We start from the raw sequence: 25,170 nt of genomic DNA on the forward strand, positions 1-25,170 counted from the left end.
AAACGACTGCCCTACACCGCTCCGAGCAGGTGTAGCGCGAACCAGATCCATGCCAGCAAGAGAATGATCGCGCCGACGTAGAAGGCGCGGCTGCGAAACCGCAGATTGTTGCTGGTGAGGTGGACCCAGGCGTGGCCATAGCGGGAAATCACGAAAATCCACATCAAGGCCAGGGTCAGATAATTGACGCCATTGGTCGCGTGCAGCGCCAGGCACAGCACATAGAACAGCACCGGCAGTTCGAACTGGTTGATGAGATTGTTGGCAACCGTGACGCTCGACCCGGGCTCGGTCGTGCGCACCTTGTATTGACCGACCTTGGCCTCGCCCGATTTGACCGCGCCGTAGCGGCGCCGGCCCATCACGACATAGACGATATAGACGAGCAACACCTGCGCCAGCATCGGCCAGAAAATCGCGGTCTGGCTCATGGCGTTGCCCCTGCTCTGTCGTTCATGCCTGTGGACGCCGCTGGGCGGCAAGGATCAAAAACGCGATGACGATGACGGGGATCGCCAGCAGCGCGAATTTGGTGACGATCAGCGACGAGGCGAAAGACAGAGAATCCGGGTTGGCCGACAGCGCATCGGACAGAAGCCGCGCCACCGCAATGTTCTGGGCGTAGTCGGCGCACGTGTAGGGCAGCACGATGACCAGCGCGAACAGTGCCTGAAGCTGCACCGGCATGGCACGAAAACTCTTCAGCCGCCGCCCGGTTGCCAGGATCAGGCTGACCATGGTCAGCGACAGCAGCGCCGGGAAGAGAAGGTCGAAAGTCAAATAGTGCCAGACCAGGATGATCTCGCTGCCGCGCCGGCCGAGTGCCGTCAGCCAGGCCATGCCCTCGTCGGGCGTGAACCCGCCAAGGCGCACGTCGAGCGACGGCAGGCCACCGCTCAGCCGGCGGAAATAGAAGAATTCCAGCAGCGTCATGATGATGAAAACCGCCGCGGCGGCAAAGCACAGCGCGCCGGCATGGCGCGCCAGCCGCAGCACGATCGTCGCCTGGTGGCGCCAGAGCATGTACCGCTCTGGCTGCCGGTCAGGCTCCGCCAGGATAGTTCGGGCTTTCGCGGGTAATCGTGACGTCATGGGCGTGGCTTTCACGAAGTCCGGCGTTGGATATGCGCACAAAGGTGGCGCGTTCGCGAAAATCGGCAAGGTCGCGGCCACCGACATAACCCATAGCGGCTTTTAGCCCGCCCGCAAGCTGGTGCAGCACGCCAGACACAGGTCCCTTGTAGGGCACCTGCCCTTCAATGCCTTCCGGGACCAGTTTCAGCGTGTCGCGAACCTCGGCCTGGAAGTAGCGATCGGCCGAGCCGCGCGCCATGGCGCCGACAGAGCCCATGCCGCGATAGGCCTTGAAGGAGCGGCCCTGATGCAGATAGACCTCGCCCGGGCTTTCGTCGGTGCCGGCCAGCAGCGAACCGATCATGGCCGCACTGGCGCCGGCGGCAAGCGCCTTGGCCAGGTCACCCGAATATTTGATGCCGCCGTCGGCGACGACCGACACGCCTGATCTATGCGCCGTCTCGACCGCCGACATGATCGCCGAAAGCTGCGGCACGCCGACGCCGGCGACGATGCGCGTGGTGCAGATCGAGCCCGGGCCGATGCCGACCTTGACGGCATCGGCGCCGGCGTCGATCAGCGCCTGCGTGCCTTCGGCGGTGGCGACGTTGCCGGCCAGGATGCGGACGGAATTGGAAAGCTTCTTGGCCCGCGTCACCGCATCGAGCACGCGCTGCGAATGGCCATGCGCGGTGTCGATGACCAGGAGGTCGACACCGGCATCGATCAACCGCTCGGCGCGCTCGAAGCCGTCATCGCCGACGCTGGTGGCTGCCGCCGCCCGCAGGCGCCCCTGCGCATCCTTGGTGGCGTGCGGGTTGAGCTGCGACTTCTCGATGTCCTTGACGGTGATCAGGCCGACGCAATTGCCGGACTTGTCCACGACGACGAGCTTTTCGATGCGGTGCTGATGCAGCAGCCGCTTGGCCTCGTCCTGGTCGACATTCTCCTTGACCGTGATCAGGTTCTCACGGGTCATCAATTCGTAGACTTTCTGCCCCGGATCGGAGGCGAAGCGCACGTCGCGGTTGGTCAGGATGCCGACCAGGCGGCCGATCTTCTGGCCGCCGCTGCCGCNATCGGAGGCGAAGCGCACGTCGCGGTTGGTCAGGATGCCGACCAGGCGGCCGATCTTCTGGCCGCCGCTGCCGCCATTCTCGACCACCGGAATGCCCGAGATGGAATAGGTGCGCATCAGCGCCAGCGCGTCCGCGAGCGTGGCGTCGGGGCCGATGGTGACCGGATTGATGACCATGCCCGATTCGAACTTCTTGACCTGACGCACCTGCTCGGCCTGTTCGGCCGGCGAGAAATTGCGGTGGATGACGCCGATGCCGCCGGCCTGCGCCATGGCGATGGCGAGCCTCGCCTCGGTGACGGTGTCCATGGCGGCCGACAGGATCGGCACGTTGAGGTCGATGTCGGTGGCGATGCGGGTGCGGATGTCGGTCTCACCGGGCATGACCTCGGAATGACCGGGCTGCAACAGCACGTCGTCAAAGGTCAGCGCCAGCGCGCCGGTGGACGTTTCGATGATTTTTGCCATGGCCAGTCCTCGGATACGAAAAGCGCCGGGAGAATACAAAAAAGCGCTGGACCGAAATGGACAGCGCCGACTCGTTTCTTCCCTTTCAGGATTGGCGCTGGCTGGTAACACGTCGCGGCGTGGTTGAAAAGCCGGTCGTGGCCTATTCGGCGGACTTGCCCAACAGGGCATCGAGCAAGACATGGCGCGGTGACGCGAAAGGATTGACGACCGTTACGCCGCCCCAGGTGAAGCCGTCCTGCAGATCTTCCGACAGCAGCAGCCGGCAACCGGTTTGCGAGGCAACAGACAGGATGGTCGCATCCCAGATGCCGAAATGGTGATCGGTCGCAAGATCAGCCGCGACCGTCATCACCTCCGGCGTCGTGCCGACAACCGGAAACGCGTCGCGCCAGCTCAACAGGGCGTCGCGCGCTTGTGCACGTGATCGTCCGGCCTTGCGTGTGAGAACGGTGAACAATTCGCCGAGCACTTGGACTGGAATGACGGCTGCCTCTTGCGCAATGTCGTGCAGCAGGCCGAAAACGATGTCGCGCTTCTCGGCTCCGTTGATCCCCTCGGCATAAACAAGGATGTTGGTATCGAGCGCGACCTTCACCGCTCGTCCTCGTAAAGCTCGTCGCGGCTCCAGCGCCCGGCTTCTACAACAGGCTGGCGTTCGAGGCGCGACAGCAGCGCTGTGCGCGAACGAGACGCCGCAGGGTCGGGCTGCCCTGCAGGCACGATCCGCGCCACGGGGCGCCCATGGCTGGTCACGACATAGCTCTGTCCTTCGCGGACACCGCGCAGGAGGAGCGAGAATTTGCGGTTGGCGTCGGCTGCGGAAACGGCTTCTTCCATGACATTGTCCAGATAGTAGTTATATTCACTACAGCATAGTGAACCCGGTCAATTTTCGCAAGTTCATTCAATGTGGCGAAACGCAGCGATGCCTCTTGTCCGCCCACGGTCGCACAAAAATGACAGCAAATTAATGCGACATCGCGCCTGAGGCGTGATAACCGCCCGTTTGTATCGGCTTGCCCGCCTTTTCATTGCCTGGATTGGCCGGCAGGCACATTTAGACCAGTTCGGACGCGTTCGTTGAACCGCATCATTCCGCTCATTCTGGCGGTCGCCTTGTTCATGGAAAACATGGATTCGACCGTCATTGCGACATCGCTGCCGGCGATCGCCGTCGACATCCACACCAGCCCGATCGCGCTCAAGCTGGCGCTGACCGCCTATCTGGTGTCGCTGGCCATCTTCATTCCGATCAGCGGCTGGATGGCCGACCGGTTCGGCGCCAAGACCATTTTTCGCGCCGCGATCGGCGTGTTCATCGTCGGCTCGGTCTGCTGCGCCGTCTCCAACTCGCTGCCGGCCTTTGTCGTCTCGCGCTTCCTGCAAGGCATAGGCGGCGCCATGATGACGCCGGTCGGCCGCCTGGTCCTGGTGCGCGCGACGCCGAAGAGCGAGCTGGTTGCCGCCATGTCGTGGCTCACGGTGCCGGCGCTGGTCGGCCCGCTTGTGGGACCACCGATCGGCGGCTTCATCACCACCTATTTCACCTGGCACTGGATCTTTCTGATCAACGTGCCGATCGGCCTGATCGGCATCTGGCTGGCGACGCGCTTCCTGCCGCAAACCGACTCGATGGAGACGCCGCCGCTCGATTTCGTCGGTTTCGTGCTGAGCGGGCTGGCGGCCTCCGGCGTCGTCTTCGGCCTGTCGGTGGTCAGCCTGCCCTATCTGCCGCCGGCGACCGGCCTCATCACCGTGGCGGTCGGGCTGATTTCCGGCGTGCTCTATCTGCTGCATGCGCGGCGCGCCAAGAACCCGCTGCTGGCGCTGGAACTGTTCCGCAACCAGGTGTTCCGCTCCTCGGTGCTCGGCGGCTCGCTGTTTCGCATCGGCATCGGCGCGGTGCCGTTCCTGTTGCCCCTGATGTTCCAGATCGGCTTCGGGCTGACGCCGTTCCAGTCGGGCATGATCACCTTCGTCTCGGCCATCGGCGCCATCGGCATGAAATTCGTCACCGCGCTGATCTTCCGGCTCGCCGGCTTCCGCCGGGTGCTGATCTGGGGCTCGCTGATCGCCGCGGCATCGATCGCCATATACGGCCTGTTCACGCCGGAGACGCCTTACGCGCTGATGCTGGCGATATTGCTGGTCGGCGGGTTTATCCGCTCGATGTTCTTCACCGGCGTCAACGCGCTCTCCTATGCCGAGGTGACGGCTGAAGACACCAGCAAGGCAACGCCGATCACGGCGGTGTTCCAGCAACTGTCGATCGCGCTCGGCGTGGCGCTGGCCGGCGGCATCCTGGAAGTCTCGACCTCGATCCATGGCGGCCCGCTGATGCTCGGCGATTTCCACATTGCCTTCTTCATCGTGGCGGCAGTGTCAGCGGCGGCGTCGGTATCGTTCATGCGGCTGGCACCGGATGCCGGCAATGCGGTGTCGGGCCACGGCCGGCTGACGACGCCGAAGACGCTGGAGCCGGTGAGCACGGCTGGGAAGTAAGGGGCGAGCGCCCCTCATCACTTCGTTCATCCTAGGGCGAAGCGACTCAAAGCGTCGCGCAGACCCTAGGATCCATGCCGTGATCTTGATCGAAGGATGCAGCGGCACAGAATTCTGCAGCGTTTCAACGCGTTAACGTCACGGCATGGATCCTAGGGTCTGCGCTGCGTCGCTTCGCTCCTTGCTTCGCCCTAGGATGACGATGCCACTGGTGGCTCTCTGCCCTTAAAATCCTTCGCCAGCAAATACAGTTCCACCGACTCATCCCGCGACGCCGGCGGCTTCACGTGGTGCACCGAGCGGAAGTTCTTCTTGAGCATCGACAGCAGCTCGTTTTCGGCGCCGCCTTGAAACGTCTTGGCCAAAAAGTGCCCGCCCGGCTTCAGCACCGACAGCGCGAAATCGGCGGCCACCTCGCACAGATGCATGGTGCGGATGTGGTCGGTTCGCTTGTGGCCGGTGGTCGGCGCGGCCATGTCGGACAACACGATATCGGGGTCGCCGCCCAGCGCCTCGGCGAGCTTTTGCGGCGCTTCCGGGTCGAGGAAATCCATCAGCAGCACCGGCGCACCCGGCACCGCATCCATTTCGAGATAGTCGATGCCGATGACATGTGGATTATCAGCCGTCGATTTCGTCCTCGCGGCCGCCACCTGGCACCAGCCGCCGGGGGCCGCACCGAGATCGATGACCTTCATGCCGGGTTTCAGCAGATGATGCTTGTCATCGATCTCGATCAGCTTGTAGGCCGCGCGCGAGCGATAGCCGTCGGCTTTTGACCTCTGGACATAGGGATCGTTAATGTGGCGCTGCAGCCAGCGGCGCGACGATTCTTTGAGGCCCGACTTCTTCTTGATTCGTGTTTTGAGGACGCGAATGCTGGCGGAGCCCGGCTTTTCCGGCTTCTTGGTCACTGTCGGCCCCGCCCACTGTTGCGCCAGACGCCGTCATCGGCCATCAGCTCGCTCAAAATGCCTTCGCGTAAGCCCCGGTCGGCGACGCGCAGCCGCTCCGACGGCCACACCGCTCGGATCGCTTCAAGAATAGCACAGCCAGCCAGCACAAGATCGGCACGGTCGGCGCCGATGCACGGGTTGGCGCAGCGCTGCTGGAAGTCCCAGCCGACCAGTTTTTCGACCATGCGGTCGACGCTGTCGCGGTCCATCCACAGCCCATCGACGCGGCGGCGATCGTAGCGTTCGAGGTCGAGATGGACGCCGGCCAGCGTCGTCACCGTGCCTGATGTGCCCAGCAGATGGAATTTCGGGCTGGTCAGCACGTGGCTCAACCGGTCGCGGCCGTCGAAGGATTTTAGCCGCACCGCGACATCGTCGACCATCGCGGCAAAGATCTCGCGCGTCACCGTGCGGCCGCCAAAACGCTCGGCCAGCGAGACGACGCCGACCGGCAGCGACGTCCACGACACGATGTGGTTGGCAAGCCGTGGCGAGCGCTGGCCGGTGAGGTCGATCAGCGCGATTTCGGACGAGCCACCGCCAATGTCGAACAGCACCACGCCTTGCGTGTCGCGCTCGACCAGCGAGCCGCAGCCGGATACAGCAAGCCGCGCCTCGGTCTGGCGATCGATGATTTCCAGCTTCAACCCCGCCTCTCGTTCGACGCGCTGCAGGAATTCCACGCCATTGTCGGCGGTGCGGCAGGCCTCGGTGGCGATCAGCCGTGCCTTGCGGATCTTGCGGTTGCGCAATTTGTCGCCGCAGATCTTCAGCGCCTCGACGGCGCGGTCCATCGCCGCCTGGCTCAGGTGCCCATTCGCCGTCAGCCCCTCGCCCAGCCTGACGATGCGCGAGAAGGCGTCGATGACGCGGAACTGGCCATGGCGCTGCGGCACCGCGACCAAAAGCCGGCAATTGTTGGTGCCGAGATCGAGCGCGGCAAACACCGGCAGTTCCTGCATCGGCGGACGATGCATTGGCTGTTCCGGTCGGGATTGTGGCGCCGAGGGCAAAGGCACCGGCGCTGGAGCGGCCGGGCCGACTGAGGCCGGCGCACTAACCGCTTCGGCCGTTGCGAGAGGGCTGTCGTCGCGCGCAAAAACCTTGCGCCCACGCCGGCGCTTGCGCCGCTTTCTCGCCTTGCCTCGCTGATGCTGGGCTTCGCCGGCCTGTCCGTTACCGGACTGAGGCCCCGCCTGGCGGGGCCGCCCGGCGGATGGGCTTGGCCCGCCTGACGGCGGCGAAGCCCTGGACACGCCCACTTCCGGCGCGCCAGCGCCGGTGTCGTGGTCTTCCACTTCAGTTCCTTCCGGCGCCGCGCGAACCGGAAAACCGGACGCAGCAGGCGCTTAAAAATTTTAAGTTGCCGCCAGAGTAGCAGCGCCGGACCGGATCACCAAGAGCAAGGGGCCAAATTTTGCCGGCTGCGTCCTGCCACGTCCCCGCTGCTTTGCAGCGTCCCGGCGTTCGCTAGCCTTTTCATCTTGCCACTGGCACGACGAATTCGCCGTTGGCGAACCGGCTGCTCACCCTTGCCGGTTGAATAGCCGGCTTCAATGAGGCATTTCTGAAATGAGGGGGAATATTGGTGAATCGCGGACGTTTTCACGCCCGCTTGGGCGATGGGCAGCAACGCATGACGACAACTCCATGAACTGGAGGCGCTATCTGTGGCCGGTCATCGGCATCGCGGCGGTCATCGGGTCGCTGCTGTTGCTGTGGCATGAGTTGCGCGGCATCTCGCTCGACGATGTCTGGGACGGCATATCGGCCATCCCGACGCGCGGCTGGGTGCTTGCGGCACTGAGCTCGGTGGTCGCCTATGCCTCGCTCGCCGGCTACGACCACATCGCGCTCTTGCATATCGGCAGACGAGTGTCGTGGCTGTTCGTCACCTTCTGCTCCTTCACCACTTACGCGCTGTCGCACAACATCGGCGGCTCGGTGTTTTCGGGCGCCGTGATCCGCTACCGCGCCTACGGCACCAGGGGGCTGACCGGCCAGGACGTCGGCATTCTGGTGGCGATCTGCTGGATCACCTTCGTGCTCTCCAGCATTCTGGTCGGCGGCCTGGTGCTGGTGTTCGAGCCTGCAATCATCGACCGCTTTTCCGGCGCCCCGCACCACGGCTTGGCGATCGCCGCCGGCATCGCTTTGCTCATCCTAGTCGGCGCCTACATTTTCGGCAGCTGGCTGCACCTGAAGCCGCTGAGAATCGCCGGCTTCCAGCTGCACTACCCGGCGCTGCCGATCGTGGCGCGGCAATTGCTGATCGGCCCGATCGAGCTTCTGGCGGCGGCGGCGATCATCTTCTTTGCCCTGCCCGTTGCCGGCAATCCCGGCTATTTCGTCATCCTCGGCGTGTTCCTGGTCTCGTTCTCGGTGGCGCAGATCTCGCATGCGCCGGGCGGGCTCGGCGTGTTCGAGGTCGTGTTCCTCGCCGGCCTGTCTGATATGGACCCGGTCGGCGTGCTGGCGGCACTTCTGGTGTTCCGGCTGTTCTACCTGATCATCCCGCTGCTGATTGCGCTTGGCGTGGTGCTGTTCTTCGAGCATTCGCAATACAGCCGGACGGAGAGCTGAGGATCATTGGGTGCGGCGCGCCACCCGGGCGTAATTGCCCCTATGAAACGCTGTGATTGAAACGCAGCTTAGGCTTGACTATTTTCCGGCGGCGGCTACAAGGCACGCGCGGCTGCTTCGGCGGCCCACCAGCGCGACAGCGCCTGCTGGGGAATAGGTTAACGGTAGACCCACGGACTCTGACTCCGTTAGTCCTGGTTCGAATCCAGGTTCCCCAGCCAAGGCACGTCATGCCCACTGACAGCCAGTACATCCTCGACGCATCCGCCAGGGATGCGTGGAGTTGTCCGACGACGAGTTCGCCATCGACAGGCTGGCAAAATATGTCGGCAACGGGAGAATCCGCTGGCATGTCGAGTTCCGTGGGCATCGCATCGAGCTGACAACCGGCCAGATCAAGAAGCAGCCTACCTTTCGCAGGAAAATCCTCGAACAGGCCGGCGTTCTGCCGCCGCAGCGTGCCGGGGCGGACTATAGGCGATGGGCTCTCGATCTGAGGCGGAACGCCATCGAGCTTCCCTGGCGGGACAGGCCGGTCGATGCCGGTTTTGCCATCGACAGGCTGACCAGCCACGGCGATGGGCGCTGGACGGTGGAATACCAGGGCAAGGCGACAAAATTCACGACGACCAAACTGCGCAGGCAGCTCAGCTTCCGTAAACGCATGCTGGCCAAGGCCAAGGTGCTGCCGCCCGAACTGGCCCCAGCCGCTTATCGAAAGTGGATGGACTGGCTTATTCAAAACGCCACTGAGGCGGCACCACAGGCCGGCGAAATCTTGATGACGGAGAAAAGCTGGCTGGACGACCTGCCGGAGCTGGCCGGCTGGCAAGATGAGGCGCCGCCGGAAGGGACCGACTAGGGCAGCGACAGCATCTCCCATAAGGATTTATCCGCATTTTAACTAATGTAGATCATCCTTTCGGATTGTGTTCTCCCGGCTTTTGGACAGAGCAGAATGGTCGATTTCGTGGACAAGGATGACGTTCCAGCACCCGGCCCGCCCAAACGCTGGCGCGCAATAGCTTTGGCGGCACTCCAGATCGTCCCGCCGGTCATTTCATCATGGCCGGCTATTTCACCTATGTGACCTCGCACAACAAGCCGCCTGCAGACATGGCGGCGCTGGCCGTGTCGATCATGAAATCGGGCGATGCTTCTCCAGAACTGCGCGATTGGGCAGCTGGCGTTCTCCGGCAGGAGTTTGGTTGCGCCCAAGCCAGCGGCCGGCGCCGCTCATCCAAGAGATTGCCTGAGGAGGCGCCGGCCAGGCGGGCATTGGGGTACCCGCCGACGCTACATTAGCATTGGTGCATAGATGCGATATGGCGCGAACGCGGAAGGTCGGCAGCCGCGGCACTACAGCAATTTTTCCCAAGACCCGGGCCCGCAACGCTGCAAGGGTTGTGGCGCCCAGCGTTTCCGCGAGGCTTGCCCTGGAGACAATCATGACGACGTTTCTCACCGCTCTCGCATCCGAAGGTCCGCCAGCCGACCGGGCGAAAGACATGGACCTCTATGGATGGTTGATTGGCAGCTGGGACATGGAGACGGTTCACCACCGCAACGACGGCACAATCCAGAAATCGGATGGCGAGTGTCACTTTGGCTGGGTGCTCGAAGGCCGCGCCATTCAGGACATCTGGATCAGGCCCAGGCGCCCTGCCCCGTCCACCATGTATGGCACGACCTTGCGCGTCTTCGATCCCGGGATCGGTGGCTGGCACATTATCTGGAGCGATCCGCTCAACCAGGATTACTCGCGCCAGATCGGGCGGGCCGAAGGCAAGGACATCGTCCAGATGGGCGCCGACTCGCGCGGCCTGCAGGCGCGGTGGCGGTTCACCGAGATCACCGCCGCCAGCTTTCACTGGATCGGTGAGGAGAGACGAGCGGAGAGCGACCCCTGGCGCGTGACATATGAACATTTCGCGCGCCGGACGGGTTCCTGAAGCACGCTTGCGCATTCAGCCCCTCGTGCCTACGGGCGAGGTACGACCATAGATTAGCGATAGCTCAATTAACACCAAACCAGTATCTCAAAACCCGCCGGTACAAGCGCGCCCAAGAACCTTCATATGTACCGAGCGCGAACTGAGGCTAGACAAGTGAAGATTCCAATAGCATTGTTGGCACTGGGACGGGGCTCGACCGGCAAACGCAAACGATGCTTGTCGGTGGTTGGCAACTGCTAAACCGTACAGCCGTAATTGCCACGGCTGCGAGACCAAGGAGTCCCAAGGATGCCGAACTCAAGCCAAACCAGCGATCAATGGTGGGTCAACGACCAGACGCCGGACAACCCGTACGGCAAAAGCGAAGATTACGGGGCCTTCCTCACCTACCTTGGAGCGCTGGACCGGTCGATAACGCCGGCGATCGCGGCGGGAACGCTGAGGATAAATGTCTCCGAGCTCAATGACCATCCCGAATACAAGGCCGCCGCGATCGGCGCCTTGCAGATGTGGGCCAGTGTCACCCCGTTGAAGTTCGAAATCGTCGACAATGCACCATACAACAGCGCAACGGACTGGATGCAGGTTGTCAGCCCCGAACTGGGCGAAGAGGACGACGGCAGCGCCTATTCCAACGACCGCTATGTCAGCATCGGCCAGCGTTTCCACGACACCGAGGTCAACAAGACGGATATTGGCGGCTATGTCTTCGATTCCTTCATCCATGAATTCGGTCATGAGTTCGGGCTGAACCACCCCGGGCTCTACAATTACAGCGGCCCAGGCGGCGTACAGATCAATTATCTGAACAATGCGACCTGGACCTACGACCGTCAGCAATACAGCGTCATGTCCTATTTCGACGGGATCGATGTCGGTGAAACCAGCCGCTGGTCGGCGTCAACGCCGATGATGGCCGACATCGAGGCTGTCATCCGCCGCTTTTTCTCCACCGTCGACGAGAACGGCGTGCGCACCTATCAGCATATCGATCTCAACATGGGCGACAACGTCTACGGCTTCGGCAGTGCCGTGGACGGCTACCGGCTGACCTCCTCGGGCATGCAGCACGATATCGGTTTTGTCATCCATGACACCGGCGGAACCGACACGATCGACTTCTCCGGCTCGACGGCCGGCACGATCCTCGATTTGCGCGCCGGACAGTTCTCCAGCGTCAACGGCCACAGCAACAATGTGTCGATCTTTGCCGGGCACAACGCCGATGGCACCGACTATTACATCGAGAACGGCATCGGCAGCAGCTATGACGACGTCCTGATTGGCAATGACGGAGCCAACGTGCTGGATGGCCGCGGCGGCGGCGACCGCATGGCCGGCAATGGCGGCGACGACACCTACTTCGTCGATTCCCTCGACGACATCGTGCGCGAGGAAGCGAATGGCGGGAATGACACGGTCGTTCTGCTGAACCGGAACTTGAATATCCGGAAAATCGCCAACGTCGAACACATCATCTACGCCGACGAGTCGACACTCCAGCCTGGAGACGGCGGCACCGAAACCGCACCGACCATCGGCGACAACACGATGACCAGCGTCATCTTCGGCGACAATGGCAACAATACGCTCGACGGCGGCGCCGGCGACGACACGATCTTCGGCCAGGGCGGCGATGACCTCATCATCGGCGGCCGCGACTCGCTCGCCAGCCGCGACATCAACAACACCATCGATGTCGCCGACCTTCCAGACCAGACCGAGAGCGACGACGGCAATGACACGCTCTATGGCGGCCGCGGCAACGATACGATCCTCGGCGGCCAAGGCAACGACATCCTCGACGGCGGCGACGGCGACGATACGCTGAGCGGCCAGGATGGCGTCGATATATTCCGGGGCGGCGCCGGCGTCGACACGGTAGACTTCAGCAAGGAGAGCCCCTTCCAACTGCTCGTCAACCTCGAGACGAACGTGGCCAGCGGCGGAACCGCCACGGGCGACACCTTCTACAGCATCGAGAACCTGATCGGCTCCGATGACCGCATCGACCGTTTCATCGGTACGTCGGCGGCAAATCATTTCTGGGGCCGGGGCGGCGGCGACTATTTCAACGGCGGCGGCGGCAACGACATACTGGATGGCGGCAATGACGGCGACATCCTGTACGGTGAAGCCGGCAACGACACGATCATCGGCGGCGCCGGCCAGGACTATCTGGATGGCGGCGCCGGTATCGATACCGTCGTCTACGAAGGCAGCTCCGCCGGCGTGACGATCGACCTTGCCAATGGCACGGCCAATGGCGGCGACGGCGATGGCCCGGTGCAGATCGTCGGGCGCGGCACCGTTATCCGGCACGACATCCTGGTCGGCTTCGAAAACGCTGTCGGGTCGTTCTTCGACGACCATCTCATCGGCAACGCCCAGGCCAACAAACTTTCCGGCGGCGCCGGCAACGACACGCTGACCGGCGGTGGCGGCGCCGATATATTGAATGGCGGCGCCGGCAGCGACACGGCGGACTACGCCGACGCGGCCAGCGGGCAAAACCTCAAACTGGGTGGCGGCAAATCCGGCGGCGACACCTATATCTCGATCGAAAATCTGGCTGGCTCGGGCTTCAACGATCACCTGACCGGCGATGGCGCGGCCAATGTGCTGACCGGCCAGGGCGGCGCCGACAAGATCGACGGCGGCGGCGGCGATGACACCCTGCTCGGCGATTTCGCCTATCAGGGCGATGCTCCGCCACGCCCGGGCATGGGCACCGGCTACGCCACGCTCGGACCGGACGCGACCAACAATTCGGTCTCGACCGCCTTCGACATCTCGAACAACTTCTCGCTGACGGCTGACCCCGACATCTTCGATTCGACGACCACCCTTCACACCACCGTCAATGCCACCGGAAACGGCTTGGGCGGATATTACAGCATCAACCTGGCGGCCGGCACGATCATCACCATCGACATCGATGGCATTGCCGACCCCAATGTCCATGACAGCATCGTCAGGGTTCTGGACAGCGATGGCAATATCGTCGCCCAGAACGACGATGGCGGCAACGACCCCGGCTCCAACAACGGCCGCGATTCGAGCACCAGCTTCATCGTTCAGGAAACCGGAACCTACTATATTGTGGAGGGCGAATGGTCGGACTCCGCTCCTGGCGATGGCTGGGTCGAATCCGTGCCGGAGGGCTCGACTTACAAGCTGAACGTATCGGTCGAATTCCCGCCGGTACCAGCTCAGCCGGGCGTTGCGGGCGCCGATACGCTCAATGGCGGCGGCGGCAGCGACCTTTTGGATGGCGGGCTGGCTGCCGATACGCTGACCGGCGGCGCCGGCGACGACTATTTCCGCTTTTCGACAGAACTCGGGAACGGCAATATCGACTGGATCAAGGACTTCAAGGTCGCCGACGATACGATCCTGCTGGACAACCTCATCTTTGCCAGCGTTGGCGGCGACGGCGCCCTCGCCCTGGGCTCATTCTACAAGAGCGCAGCCGGCGCTGCTCATGATGCCGACGACCGCATCATCTACGACACCGACAGTGGAATATTGTCTTACGACGCCGATGGTTCCGGACAGGGAGCGGCCGTTCAGTTTGCACACCTGAACACAAATCTGGATCTTTCGGCTGCAGACTTCATTGTCATCTAACGCGTTGCCGGGAGGGGTGCCGTCAGGCTGCCCTCCCGCATACCCCAGCGCAGTGAAAAGGGAGAGGACGCGATGACTGACCGCCGCACAGTGTTAATGGCCGCCGGAGTTGCGGCAGTCGCCGCGGCCACCGGGGCAGCGGCAGCGCAATCGCCAGATATTCGCGCGCCAGATATTCGCGCAACAGATATTCGCGGCGCCGTCACCTTTGTGGGCGGCAAGGCTATCCCGGAAGGTCATCTCGAGATCTATCTTGAGGATCCCGCCATTCAGGACAGTGGGCGACGCCGCGCCGCCAAAACCAGCCTCAAGAGCGAGGGCGGCTCAAAGACGATAGAATTTTCCTTGCCCCTGCCCGCAAGCTCGACCGCTTCACCAACGCTGCAGGTCGTTGCGCGCCTGGAGCGTGCGGACGGCTGGCTGGTGGCGCGGGGCAGCGCGCAGTTCCAGGCCGGCTTGCCCGTCCATGTCACACTCAAGGCAGTTATCTATTGAAGGACGAGATGCCATATCCTGATTGCGAGCCTGCATGCAGCTGACGCCATCGACGCCGCTTACGCTGGTCGGAATCCTGGCGTCGTTTCGACGTGCGTTTTCGGGCATCGTCCTGATGAGCGGGGTCGTCAACGTGCTGACCCTGACCGGCTCGTTCTTCATGTTGCAAGTCTATGACCGCGTCGTTCCGGGTCGCAGCGTGCCGACGCTGGTCGGCCTGGCGGTGCTTGCGGGAACATTGTTCGTGTTTCAGGGAGTGCTGGAGCTGATCCGCTCCCGCCTCATGGTGCGGCTGGGACAGGAGCTGGACGCAAAGCTGAGCCCGTCGGTCTATTCGGCGCTGATGCGCCTGCCGCTGCGCGCCAAGCCTTCCGGCGACGGGCTGCAACCCCTACGGGATCTCGATCAGGTCCGATCCTTTATCGGCAGTGCCGGACCGACCGCTTTGTTCGACCTGCCATGGATGCCGCTCTATATCGGCATCTGTTTCATTTTTCATTTCTGGATCGGCGTTACCGCGCTTGCCGGCGCCGTTGTCCTGTTTGCACTGACGCTTCTGGCCGAATTCCGGACCCGCGGCCCGACAAGGATCGCCGGACAGCACGCGGCCGTCCGCAGCACGTTGGCCGAGGCGACAAGGCGCAATGCCGAAGCCATGCAGGCTATGGGTTTTGGCGGGCGTATCGCCGAGCGGTGGTTTGCCGTCAATGCCGAGTACTTGAACGCCCATGCGGCAGCCAGCGATGTCGCGGGAACGCTTGGCACGATTTCCAAGATCCTGCGATTGATGTTGCAGTCGGCAATGCTGGCGATCGGCGCTTATCTGGTCATCAAGCAAGAGGCGACCGGCGGCATCATGATCGCAAGCTCGATCATGATGGGCAGGGCGCTGGCTCCGATCGAACTGGCGATAGCGCATTGGAAGGGTTTCATTTCGGCGAGGCAAAGCTGGGCACGCCTGAAGCAGCTGTTGTCCGCGCTGCCGGAAGGCGCAACCGGCGTGACCCTGCCTGCCCCTGTCAGCGCGCTGGCGGTCGAGAATGTCAGTGTCGCGCCGCCGGGCGAACGGACGCCGGTGGTGTGGGATGCAAGTTTTTCACTGGCCAGGGGATCTGGCCTGGGGGTCATCGGCCCGAGTGCTTCCGGCAAATCATCGCTGGTGCGTACGCTTGCAGGTGTCTGGCTGCCGGCGCGCGGCGCCGTGCGGCTGGACGGCGCGACGCTTGACCAGTGGCCGGCCGACGAGTTGGGCAAACATATCGGCTATCTGCCGCAGGATGTGCAGTTGTTCGACGGCACGATCGCGCAGAACATCGCCCGCTTCGACCCGGATGCGTCGTCCGACATGGTGCTTGCGGCAGCCAAGGCCGCCGGCGTGCATGATCTTGTCGTGCATCTGGCCGACGGTTACGACACAAAGGTCGGCGAAGCCGGCGCCTCGCTGTCGGCGGGGCAACGCCAGCGTGTCGCGCTGGCGCGCTCTCTTTATGGCGATCCGTTCCTGGTCATCCTGGACGAGCCGAATTCCAATCTCGACTCGGAGGGTGAAGTGGCCTTGTCCGCAGCGATCCAGGGCATCAGGGACCGCGGCGGCATCGTTATCGTCGTCGCGCACCGGTCCAGTGTGCTGGCCAATGTCGATACGGTGCTGGTGATGGCCAATGGCCATGTGCAGGCCTTCGGTCCGAAGGACGAGGTGCTGAACAAGGTCTTCCGATCGGCAGCGCCGCTCAAGGTCGTTGCCGCCACGGAGCGAGGCGTTCCGGCATGAGCGAGGACAGATCCGCTTTGCATCATCGGCAGGTCCGCCGCTATCTCGTGGCTGGCGTTGCTACCTGTCTGCTGCTTGTCGGAGGTGTTGGCGGCCTGGCGGCAGTGACCAAGATGTCGGGTGCGGTGATCGCAGCTGGCCGGCTGGTGGTCGATTCCAATGTAAAGAAGGTTCAGCATCCGACGGGCGGCGTGGTCGGCGAGATCAGGGTGCGGGAGGGTGACCGGGTCAAGGCGGGCGATATTCTGGTGCGGCTGGACGAGACGACAACGCGCGCCAATCTGGCGATCGTCTCAAAAGGTCTGGATGAGTTTTATGCACGGTTGGCGCGCCTGGAGGCGGAGCGTGACGGCAAGGACACGATCAGCTTTCCGGACGTTTTGACATCGCGGCGCGACGAAGCCGGTGTCGCCGCATCGATGGCCGGAGAACAATCGCTGTTCGATTTCCGGCACCAGGCGCGATCCGGCCAGCGATCTCAATTGCGCGAACGGATCGCCCAGTTGACGCAGGAGACCGCCGGCCTGACCGAGCAGCGGCAGGCGAAACGCCGCGAGATCGAGCTGATAGGGATCGAGCTGGAAGGGGTGCGGTCGCTCTGGCGTCGCAAGCTGATAGGGATCGAGCGGATGACGGCGCTGGAACGGGACGCGGTGCGGCTCGAAGGCGAGCATGGCCAGTTGACCGCGGGAATAGCCCAGGTGAAAGGCAAGGCGTCCGAGATCGAACTGCAGATCATCCAGATCGACCAGGACCTTCGCAGCGAGGTCGCAACCGACTTACGCGAAACCCAAGGGAAGATCTCCGAGTTCGTCGAACGCAAGGTGGCGGCCGAGGACCAGTTGAAGCGCATCGATCTGCGCAGCCCGCAGGATGGCGTGGTGCTGCAGTTGGCCGTGCATACGATCGGCGGGGTGATCACGCCCGGCGAACAGGTGATGCAGATCGTACCGGTGACGGACGACCTGACCGTTGAAGCGCATATCGCACCGCAGGATATCGACCAGGTGACGATGGGCCAGAATGCGATTTTGCGCCTGTCGGCGTTCAATCGGCAAACCACGCCGGAGCTGACCGGGACGCTGTCGCGGATCTCGGCCGATCTCACCATCGAAGAGCGCACCGGAGCAGCCTTCTATGTGGCGCGGGTGACGCTACCGAAAACGGAGGTCGCCAAGCTGCGCGGGCTGGCGCTGGCGCCGGGCATGCCGGCCGAAGTGTTCTTCCCGACCGGCGACCGGACGATGCTTTCCTATCTGGTGAAGCCGCTGTCGGATCAGATCCAGAAAGCTTTCCGGGAAGAGTGAAGCCGCACCTTTGAGAGCTGAAGCCTCGGGACCGGCTGGTTGCCGGTCCCCAAGGGGTAGCCCCTACTCCGCTGCCTTATACCCCGCGATGCCCTTGATCTCGAGGAAATCCTCCAGCCCGTATTCGGCGTATTCGCGGCCGTTGCCGGATTGCTTGTAGCCGCCGAAGGGCAGGCCGGCGTCCCATTGGGGATAGTTGATGTAGACGTTGCCGGTGCGCATTCGGGCGGCGACTTCGCGGGCCTTCTCGATATTCTTGGCCTGGATGTAGGACGCCAGCCCATAGACGGTGTCGTTGGCGGTGCCGATCGCCTCTTCCACTGTGTCGTAAGGCATGATCGCCAGCACCGGTCCGAAGATTTCCTCGCGTGCGATGCGCATATCGGGCGTGACATCGCCGAACACGGTCGGGCGGACATAGTAGCCGCGGTTGAGCTCGGCCGGACGCCCCGGTCCACCCGCGACCAGCGTGGCGCCTTCATCTATGCCGGTCTGGATCAGGTCCTGGATCTTGTCGAACTGGATCTGGCTGACCACCGGGCCGAGCTTGGTGCCGGCCGCATCGGCCGGGCCGACGGTCAATTTTTCGGCCGCCGTCTTGGCGTAGCCGGTCGCCTCGTCATGGCGGTCGCGCGGCACGAACATGCGGGTCGGCGCGTTGCAGGACTGGCCCGAGTTGCTGAAGCAGCCGGCGACGCCCTTGCTGACGGCCTTTTCGAGATCGACATCGGGAAACAGGATGTTGGCCGACTTGCCGCCGAGTTCCTGATGCACGCGCTTGACCGTGTCGGCGGCCGCCTTGGCGACCTGGATGCCGGCGCGGGTCGAACCGGTGAACGACATCATGTCGACATCGGGATGGCTGGACAGCGCCTGGCCGACGCCCGGGCCGTCGCCATTGACGAGGTTGAAGGCGCCCTTGGGAACGCCTGCCTCGTCGATGATTTCGGCAAAGATGATGGCGTCGAGCGGGGCGATTTCCGAGGGCTTCAGAACCATGGTGCAGCCGGCGGCAAGGGCGGGGCCGACCTTGCAGGTGATCTGGTTCAGCGGCCAGTTCCACGGCGTGATCAGGCCGACGACCCCGATCGGCTCCTTGACGATCAGCGACGAGCCCTTGACGTGGCGGAATTCGAACGACTTCAGCACCTCGGCCATCTTCCGCAGATGTGCCAGGCCAATGCCGACCTGGCTGCCGAGTGCCATCTGGCGCGGCGCGCCCATCTCGCGCGATACGGCCAGCGCCAGATCGGCGCTGCGCTTCTTGTAGACCTCGATTATGCGGTTGAGGATATCGAGGCGCTCCTCGACCGAAGTGAAGCCGAATGTCTCGAAGGCGCGCTTGGCGGCCGCAACCGCCTTGTCGACATCGGCCTTTGAGCCGAGCGAAATCTGCGCGAAAGCATCTTCGTTTGACGGGTCGATGACGTCGAGTGTGCTGGGCACGACAGGATCGACCCACACGCCGTCGATATAGAACTGCAGATTGTGTGACACGGGCTTCTCCTCGGGGGATTCTGAATTGATGGGGGCGATCGCCAGATCGTCGTATCGGGGATAACGATGGGGCAAGAGCGATGTCAAACGCAAGGGCGGGCGATTGAGCCTACGGCTACAGAAGCGTGTGCCCCGCCGCGACCAGAAGCCCCCTTGCCGCGGCTTCATCCTTGGCTTTGACGAGCAGATGGTCACCATCGAAGGTGGATACCAGAAAAATGCCGAGTTCGCTTTCCGACAATGGCTTTATCACCGACAGGACGATGCCGGTTTCGTCGAAGGCAAAGGGACCTTGGAGTTTCAGGGCGACCCAGTCCCTGTCATGCTTCACCCCGTCCGGCACCCGATCCTGCAGGCAGACGACCGAAAGCTCGTCCTCTGTCCTGGTGATGCTGACGAAGCCCGGCCCGTCCGCCCAGCCGGGAATGCTGTCTTTTGCTTCGAGGCGCGAAACCGCATACCGCCCCGTGAGCGGCTTCAACCGGACCCTGACTGCCATCCGATCCTCCCTGTTATCGGCCATCACCCAGTTTCTTGCTCATATAGACCGTCATGCCGTTCATGAACGGCTCCTCCCGGTCGATCGTATAGCCATGCCGTTTGTACAACAACACATTGGCCATGAAGGCGCCCTTGGTCAGCAGGCGCAGCTCGAAGCAGCTGGCCTCCAGCGCCTTCTGCTCCGCCCGTTCCAGCAACAGCCGGCCGATGCCCCTGCGCTGCGCCTGTGGCGCGACGCAGACATTCTCGATCCAGAGATGATCGTCGGCCAGGATGGTCTCGATCATGCCGACGATGCGGCCATTTTCGATGGCGAGATCGAACGGATGTTCGGCGACCGCCTTGTCATAGTCGGCGCGCATCGGCAGCGGCTCGCGGCCGATCAGAGGCACCCATTTGGCATAGGCGGCACGCACAATGTCCCTGATGGCGGCAGCGTCCGCCGGTTGGGCCGGCCGAAACAGGATGGAAGAATTGGACATGGCAAAGGCTCCAGACATGAAAACCCCGCCGGCAGACGTCGCGGGCGGGGCTGGAACGAACGAACCGACTTAGTGTGCCGGTCTTTGTCGTCGCGCCTTGCCGCTCCGCACTGTGCAGAGGCGACGTCGCTGGGCGATGGCGAGCGAGAAAATGGACATGACGCCACGCTGGAGTGCAAGACGCAGAGCGTCAAGCTGCATAACCGAGCCAGTCATCAGTTTGCATGGCACAGGCAAGATTGAAGGCATTGCCGACCGTTCGCAAAGATCGATCATTTCAATAAGAACAATTCGTTGGAAAGATCGATTCTGGAATGACATTCTCCTGAGGTACTTGCCTGGAGAATTGCATTGTCTGCCGCCGCCCAACTAGCGAACGATATTCCGATCAGCATGATTTCCGCCGACCTGCCCGTGGGCCGGAAGCGGCTCGATTCCGTGTGGAATGGCGTCATCCCCGGGATCGTGCTGGTAGCGATGATCACGGCTGTGGCCTTCTCGGCCCATAATGTCTCCGGCTTCGCGCTGTTCAGCCCGATGATCCTCGCCGTCGTCGCCGGCATGATCTATTCCAACGTGCTCGGCACGCCCGCCCATGCCAAGGCCGGCATTGCATTCTCGCAGAAGCGCCTGCTGCGCTTTGCCGTCGTGCTGCTCGGCTTCCAGCTGACGCTTGGCCAGGTCGTCTCCATCGGCGCCGGCGGCGTCGGCATCGTGGCAGCCACCCTTGGCGCCACCTTCGTCTTCACCATCACGCTTGGCCGGCTGATCGGCGTCGACGCCAAGCTGGCGCAGCTGATTGCCGCCGGCACCTCGATCTGCGGCGCTTCGGCGATCGTTGCCACCAACATCGTCACCGATGCGCGCGACGAGGACGTCACTTATGCCGTCGCCTCGATCACGCTGTTCGGCACCGTCGCCATGCTCGGCTTTCCGCTGCTGGCGCCGGTGCTCGGCCTCGACCAGCACGCATTCGGCCTGTGGGCCGGCGCCTCGATCCACGAGGTGGCGCAGGTCATCGGCGCCGGCTTCCAGAACGGCGCCCAGTCCGGCGAAATCGCCACCGTCGCCAAGCTTACCCGCGTCGCCATGCTGGCGCCGATGGTGATCGCGCTCGGCCTGATGGCGCGCCGCAAGAGCAATGGCGATCGCCCAAGCGACCAATCCGGTGCGCGGCCGCCGATACCGTGGTTCGTCGCCGCTTTCGTCGCCGTCGTGGCGCTGAACAGCCTGGTTGCCGTGCCGGCCGAAGTGAAGTCGGCCATGGCGTTCGCCACCACCATCATGCTGACCATGGGGCTCGCCGCCATGGGTCTGCAGGCCAACATTTCGCAACTGCGCTCGCGCGGCCTTCGCCCGCTGGCGCTCGCCTTCTGCGCCTTCCTGTTCATCGGAGGCTTCAGCCTGATGCTGGTGAAGTTCGCCTAGTCCTCGAACGAACTCGCCGCGACATAGATCGCGGCCAGCGCTTCGATGCCGGCCTGGTCGTCCTTGTCGAAGCGGCCGGGCGTCGGGCTGTCGAGGTCGATCAGGCCGAAGACGCCGTCATTGTCGCTCAGCAGCACGACGAGCTCCGAGCGCGAGTCGGCGTCGCAAGCGATGTGGCCGGCAAATTCATGCACATCCTTGACCAGCATCGACATTTCGAGATCGATGGCGGTGCCGCACACGCCCTTGCCGACGGCGATGCGCACGCAGGCCGGCTTGCCCTGGAACGGTCCAAGCACCAGCTCCTCGTCCGACGCCAGGAAATAGAAGCCGGCCCAGTTGAGATCGGGCACCATCTGGAAGATCAGCGCCGATGTGTTGGCGGCGTTGGCGACGGAGTCGCTCTCGCCTTCCAGCAGCGCCTTCAACTGGGTGGCCAGTTCGCGGTAGAAGGCTGGCTTGTCGGTGCTGTCGATGGTCTGGGCCGCAAACATGGCGTCGTCTCCATTGCCGGCGGGGCAAAAAGCCCCTTACATTTCCTGTCTGCCACCAATGACGCTCCCAGGAAATACACAATTGTGAATACCGACCGTGCCAGCCAAACACACGACCGGGCGCAACCCGCAGCGAGCGAAGGTCCCCTCACCTTCGCCGTTCTGGTCTTTCCCGGCTTTCCGATGATGGCGTTCAGTTCGGTGATCGAGCCATTGCGCGCCGCCAACGTGCTGGCCAAGCGCGATTGTTACCGCTGGGTGATCGTCGGCGCCGACCAGGGCACGGTCGAGGCGTCCAATGGGGTTGTCATACAACCGGGATTCTCAGCCTCGAGCGCACCGAAGGTCGACCGCATCGTCGTCTGCTCCGGCGGCAACGCGGACTTGCTTGTCGCGGACGATGCGGTTGCCTGGATCCGCAGGAGCCTGCGCGCCGGCGCCCATATCGGCGCGGTGGCCGACGCCGCCTTCTTCCTCGCCAGGGCCGGCTTGCTCGACGGCCATGCCTGCACCTTGCACTGGACCAGCCAGGCCGCCTTCACCGAGGCGTTCCCGGATATCGAGCTTCGGCGCGATCTCTACGTCATCGACCGCAAGCGCTTCACCTCGGCCGGCGGCGTCGGCAGCCTGGACATGATGCTGGAGATCATCACCAACGATTATGGCGGCGAGCTCGCGGCGGGCGTTGCCGAATGGTTCGTGCACAGCCCCTTGCGTTCGAGCGTCGACCGCAAGCTGATGCCGCTGCGCCTGCGCACCGGCGTCCAGAACGAACTGGTGCTGTCGGCCATCGCCCTCATGGAGGATGCGGTCGAGGCGCGGCTTGGGATGACGGAACTGGCGGCAAGGCTCGGCGTCTCCTCCGACAAGCTGGAGCGTAATTTCCGCGCCCAGCTCAGCATTTCGCCCAATGGATATTACCGGCGGCTCCGGCTGCGACGCGCCGCCGACCTGTTGGCCCATTCGACGCTGATGGTGCGAGACGTGGCGCTGGCCTGCGGCTTCGCCTCGATGTCGAGTTTTGCCCGGGCTTTTCGCGAAGAGCATGGGCATGCACCGAAGGCGATGCGGCGGCGTTAGAGGGCGCTGCGCGCTAACGCGGTGAGATGCTGGCGGGACAGCGCCCCCCTCTGTCCTGCCGGACATCTCCCCCACACGGGGGGAGATCAGATGTCGCCTCGGCTTTCGCCAATCACCACGTTGCAGGGCGAGCGGGACGCGAAAGCTGCTAATTTCCCTCCTTGTGGGGGAGATGTCCGGCAGGACAGAGGGGGGCGCGAAGGATCGCAACATTGCCCTTTGTATCCATGCCCTTCTTGCGGCATTTCGCACGACATCTGCGGATTCTCGCACAGACATTTTTCGGCGCATGGCTATGGTCTAGCCCTTCAGGAGGCGCACCCAATGAGCATCGTCGTTTTCGACCCCGACAGCACCGTGGATGTGGATTTCAAGGACCGCATGCGCCACCCGGTCGCGGCTGACTCCGCCGGCGGCATGTGGCTGTCGGACACCGAGCCGTCCTTCATCGATGCCGACGCCTTGCGCAAAGGGCGGCTGGCGAAACTGCGCGGCTGGATGCGCGAGGCGGGCTATGGGGGCGTCGTTTTGTTCGACCCCTACAACCAGCGCTATGCCACCGGCTCGCGCAACATGTTCGGCTATTTCCTGCGCAACTCGACGCGCTATTTCTTCATCCCGACCGACGGGCCGATCGTGCTGTTCGAATATCCGCAGAGCTACCATGTCTCGATGGTGCTCGACACGATCGACGAGGCGCGGCCGTCGAAGCTGGTGTGGTCTTCGGTGTCGGGCCGCGACGACGAAACCGCCGGTCCTTTCGCCGACGAGATCGCCGAGCTTTTGACGAAGCACGGCGGCGGCTCGATGAAGCTTGGGCTCGACCGCTGCAGCCATTTGCAGGCGCTGGCGCTGGAAAAGCGCGGCTGCGACGTCAGGGATTGCCAGGGCGAGATTTTGGCGGTGCGCGCGGTCAAGACGCCTGAGGAGGTCAAATGCCTGCAGGTGTCGATGGCCGGCGCGGAAGCTGCCGTCTACGCCGTGCGCGAGGCGATAAAACCCGGCGTTTCCGAAAACGAGCTGTTCGCCATCATGTATGGCGAGGTGATCCGCCAGGGCGGCGAGTTCATCGAGACGCGGCTCCTCACCTCGGGACAGCGCACCAATCCGTGGTTCAACGAGGCCAGCGGCCGCAAGATCCGGCCGGGCGAGCTTCTGGCGCTCGATACCGATACGATCGGCTGCTATGGCTATTATTCCGATTTTTCGCGCACCTTCCGCTGCGGGCCGGGCAAGCCGACCGGCTATCAGAAATCGCTCTACCGCATGGCGCACGACCAGGTTCAGCACAACATTTCGATCGTCAGGCCGGGCATGGCTTTTCGCGAGATCGCCGAAAAGGCGTGGAAAATCCCGGACCGTTTCGTCGACCAGCGCTATACCTCGGTGATGCACGGCGTCGGCATGCATGGCGAGACGCCGTTCATTGCGCACGCCATGGACTATGAAACCTATGGCCGCGACGGCATTATCGTGCCCGGCATGGTGGTGAGCGTGGAAAGCTATATCGGCGAGAAAGGCGGCCGCGAGGGCGTCAAGCTGGAGGACGAGATCCTGATCACCGACACCGGCACCGAGCTTCTGTCGCGCTTTCCCTACGAGGATGAGTTTCTGGAGAAGCAGGTTTGATGGTCGCTTCGCATCCCTTGGCAACCATCGCGAACGCCAATCCCGTCGTCATCCTAGGGCGAAGCAAGGAGCGCAGCGACGCGGCGCAGACCCTAGGATCCATGCCGGGACTCCTCCGCGCCGCAACGGTGCAAGTTCTGCTCCGCCGCATTCCTTGGCCAATGTCACGGCATGGACTCCAGAGCGCCGCAACAGTGCAGATCCTGCACAGTTGCACTCCACGGTCGACGTCACGGA

At 63.3% G+C, this 25,170-nt stretch carries 23 protein-coding genes and 1 tRNA gene; 13 read left to right on the forward strand and 11 right to left on the reverse strand.

Annotation, left to right across the window (positions count from 1 at the left end; translation table 11 throughout):
• Positions 1-11: 11 nt before the first annotated feature.
• The 5 genes from X751_RS162635 to X751_RS162615 form a co-directional block, all read right to left on the reverse strand.
• Positions 12-431: an MAPEG family protein gene (locus X751_RS162635; RefSeq protein ID WP_023673032.1), complete on the reverse strand. Its 420-nt coding sequence runs from the start codon at positions 429-431 to the stop codon at positions 12-14.
• A 22-nt stretch (positions 432-453) separates the two neighbouring features.
• Positions 454-1,023 (reverse strand): hypothetical protein, encoded by a 570-nt coding sequence (locus X751_RS162630; RefSeq protein ID WP_023673033.1) that lies wholly within the window; start codon positions 1,021-1,023, stop codon positions 454-456.
• 19 nt (positions 1,024-1,042) lie between these two features.
• Positions 1,043-2,620, reverse strand: coding sequence for an IMP dehydrogenase (gene guaB, locus X751_RS162625; protein WP_023743631.1), 1,578 nt, complete (start codon positions 2,618-2,620; stop codon positions 1,043-1,045).
• Positions 2,621-2,762: 142 nt separating this feature from the next.
• Positions 2,763-3,218, reverse strand: a complete 456-nt coding sequence (locus X751_RS162620) for a PIN domain-containing protein (RefSeq protein WP_023673035.1) — start codon at positions 3,216-3,218, stop codon at positions 2,763-2,765.
• The gene (locus tag X751_RS162615) at positions 3,215-3,460 is read right to left on the reverse strand and encodes a type II toxin-antitoxin system prevent-host-death family antitoxin (RefSeq protein ID WP_023673036.1); all 246 of its coding nucleotides are present in this window, start codon (positions 3,458-3,460) and stop codon (positions 3,215-3,217) included. Before X751_RS162615 ends, X751_RS162620 begins: the two co-directional genes overlap by 4 nt.
• Positions 3,461-3,703: 243 nt before the next feature.
• On the opposite strand from X751_RS162615, the gene X751_RS162610 reads away from it, so the two are divergent.
• Positions 3,704-5,125 carry an MFS transporter gene (locus tag X751_RS162610; RefSeq protein ID WP_023743632.1) on the forward strand — a complete coding sequence of 474 codons (1,422 nt, stop codon included), beginning with the start codon at positions 3,704-3,706 and terminating at the stop codon, positions 5,123-5,125.
• Between the two features lie 191 nt (positions 5,126-5,316).
• Here X751_RS162610 and X751_RS162605 read toward each other — a convergent pair whose 3' ends face one another.
• Together X751_RS162605 and X751_RS162600 are read right to left on the reverse strand one after the other, a co-directional pair.
• The gene (locus X751_RS162605; protein ID WP_023705807.1) at positions 5,317-6,039 is read right to left on the reverse strand and encodes an RlmE family RNA methyltransferase; all 723 of its coding nucleotides are present in this window, start codon (positions 6,037-6,039) and stop codon (positions 5,317-5,319) included.
• A complete protein-coding gene (locus X751_RS162600; RefSeq protein WP_023743633.1) occupies positions 6,036-7,379 on the reverse strand; it encodes a Ppx/GppA phosphatase family protein in 1,344 nt (447 codons plus the stop codon). The genes X751_RS162605 and X751_RS162600 overlap by 4 nt, the downstream gene beginning before the upstream one ends.
• Before the next feature lie 352 nt (positions 7,380-7,731).
• On the opposite strand from X751_RS162600, the gene X751_RS162595 reads away from it, so the two are divergent.
• The 9 genes from X751_RS162595 to X751_RS162560 all read left to right on the forward strand — a co-directional run bounded on the left by X751_RS162595 (position 7,732) and on the right by X751_RS162560 (position 17,822).
• Positions 7,732-8,664, forward strand: coding sequence for a lysylphosphatidylglycerol synthase domain-containing protein (locus tag X751_RS162595; RefSeq protein WP_023743634.1), 933 nt, complete (start codon positions 7,732-7,734; stop codon positions 8,662-8,664).
• 147 nt (positions 8,665-8,811) lie between these two features.
• Positions 8,812-8,885 (forward strand) — tRNA-Gln (locus tag X751_RS162590).
• Positions 8,886-8,941: 56 nt separating this feature from the next.
• On the forward strand, positions 8,942-9,526 hold the full coding sequence (locus X751_RS01000000163370) for a hypothetical protein (protein WP_245265719.1): 585 nt from the start codon (positions 8,942-8,944) through the stop codon (positions 9,524-9,526).
• Positions 9,527-9,729: 203 nt separating this feature from the next.
• The gene (locus X751_RS162585) at positions 9,730-9,969 is read left to right on the forward strand and encodes a hypothetical protein (protein ID WP_023682881.1); all 240 of its coding nucleotides are present in this window, start codon (positions 9,730-9,732) and stop codon (positions 9,967-9,969) included.
• Positions 9,970-10,112: 143 nt separating this feature from the next.
• Positions 10,113-10,616 (forward strand): hypothetical protein, encoded by a 504-nt coding sequence (locus X751_RS162580; protein WP_023682882.1) that lies wholly within the window; start codon positions 10,113-10,115, stop codon positions 10,614-10,616.
• A gap of 291 nt (positions 10,617-10,907) precedes the next feature.
• On the forward strand, positions 10,908-14,249 hold the full coding sequence (locus X751_RS162575) for a M10 family metallopeptidase C-terminal domain-containing protein (RefSeq protein WP_023672556.1): 3,342 nt from the start codon (positions 10,908-10,910) through the stop codon (positions 14,247-14,249).
• Positions 14,250-14,321: 72 nt separating this feature from the next.
• The gene (locus X751_RS162570) at positions 14,322-14,744 is read left to right on the forward strand and encodes a hypothetical protein (RefSeq protein WP_023682883.1); all 423 of its coding nucleotides are present in this window, start codon (positions 14,322-14,324) and stop codon (positions 14,742-14,744) included.
• A 34-nt stretch (positions 14,745-14,778) separates the two neighbouring features.
• Positions 14,779-16,515, forward strand: a complete 1,737-nt coding sequence (locus X751_RS162565; protein ID WP_023743635.1) for a type I secretion system permease/ATPase — start codon at positions 14,779-14,781, stop codon at positions 16,513-16,515.
• Positions 16,512-17,822 (forward strand): HlyD family type I secretion periplasmic adaptor subunit, encoded by a 1,311-nt coding sequence (locus tag X751_RS162560; RefSeq protein WP_023705800.1) that lies wholly within the window; start codon positions 16,512-16,514, stop codon positions 17,820-17,822. The genes X751_RS162565 and X751_RS162560 overlap by 4 nt, the downstream gene beginning before the upstream one ends.
• Before the next feature lie 63 nt (positions 17,823-17,885).
• On the opposite strand, the gene X751_RS162555 is transcribed toward X751_RS162560, so the two are convergent.
• The 3 genes from X751_RS162555 to X751_RS162545 all read right to left on the reverse strand — a co-directional run bounded on the left by X751_RS162555 (position 17,886) and on the right by X751_RS162545 (position 20,302).
• Positions 17,886-19,319 (reverse strand): aldehyde dehydrogenase family protein, encoded by a 1,434-nt coding sequence (locus X751_RS162555; protein WP_023743636.1) that lies wholly within the window; start codon positions 19,317-19,319, stop codon positions 17,886-17,888.
• 115 nt (positions 19,320-19,434) lie between these two features.
• Positions 19,435-19,818 carry an ACT domain-containing protein gene (locus X751_RS162550; protein ID WP_023705798.1) on the reverse strand — a complete coding sequence of 128 codons (384 nt, stop codon included), beginning with the start codon at positions 19,816-19,818 and terminating at the stop codon, positions 19,435-19,437.
• Positions 19,819-19,831: 13 nt separating this feature from the next.
• Positions 19,832-20,302: a GNAT family N-acetyltransferase gene (locus X751_RS162545; protein ID WP_023743637.1), complete on the reverse strand. Its 471-nt coding sequence runs from the start codon at positions 20,300-20,302 to the stop codon at positions 19,832-19,834.
• Between the two features lie 351 nt (positions 20,303-20,653).
• On the opposite strand from X751_RS162545, the gene X751_RS162540 reads away from it, so the two are divergent.
• Positions 20,654-21,730 (forward strand): YeiH family protein, encoded by a 1,077-nt coding sequence (locus X751_RS162540; RefSeq protein WP_023705796.1) that lies wholly within the window; start codon positions 20,654-20,656, stop codon positions 21,728-21,730.
• On the opposite strand, the gene X751_RS162535 is transcribed toward X751_RS162540, so the two are convergent.
• Positions 21,727-22,224 (reverse strand): GAF domain-containing protein, encoded by a 498-nt coding sequence (locus tag X751_RS162535; RefSeq protein WP_023705795.1) that lies wholly within the window; start codon positions 22,222-22,224, stop codon positions 21,727-21,729. The genes X751_RS162540 and X751_RS162535 overlap by 4 nt on opposite strands.
• A 183-nt stretch (positions 22,225-22,407) precedes the next feature.
• Between X751_RS162535 and X751_RS162530 the strand changes: the two genes are divergently transcribed.
• Both X751_RS162530 and X751_RS162525 read left to right on the forward strand, forming a co-directional pair.
• A complete protein-coding gene (locus X751_RS162530) occupies positions 22,408-23,304 on the forward strand; it encodes a GlxA family transcriptional regulator (RefSeq protein WP_245265733.1) in 897 nt (298 codons plus the stop codon).
• A 324-nt stretch (positions 23,305-23,628) separates the two neighbouring features.
• Entirely contained in the window at positions 23,629-24,933 is a 1,305-nt protein-coding gene (locus X751_RS162525; RefSeq protein ID WP_023743639.1) for a Xaa-Pro peptidase family protein, read from the forward strand.
• Positions 24,934-25,170: the final 237 nt, after the last annotated feature.

The sequence above is a fragment of the Mesorhizobium sp. LNJC394B00 genome (assembly GCF_000502555.1).
Lineage (GTDB): Bacteria > Pseudomonadota > Alphaproteobacteria > Rhizobiales > Rhizobiaceae > Mesorhizobium.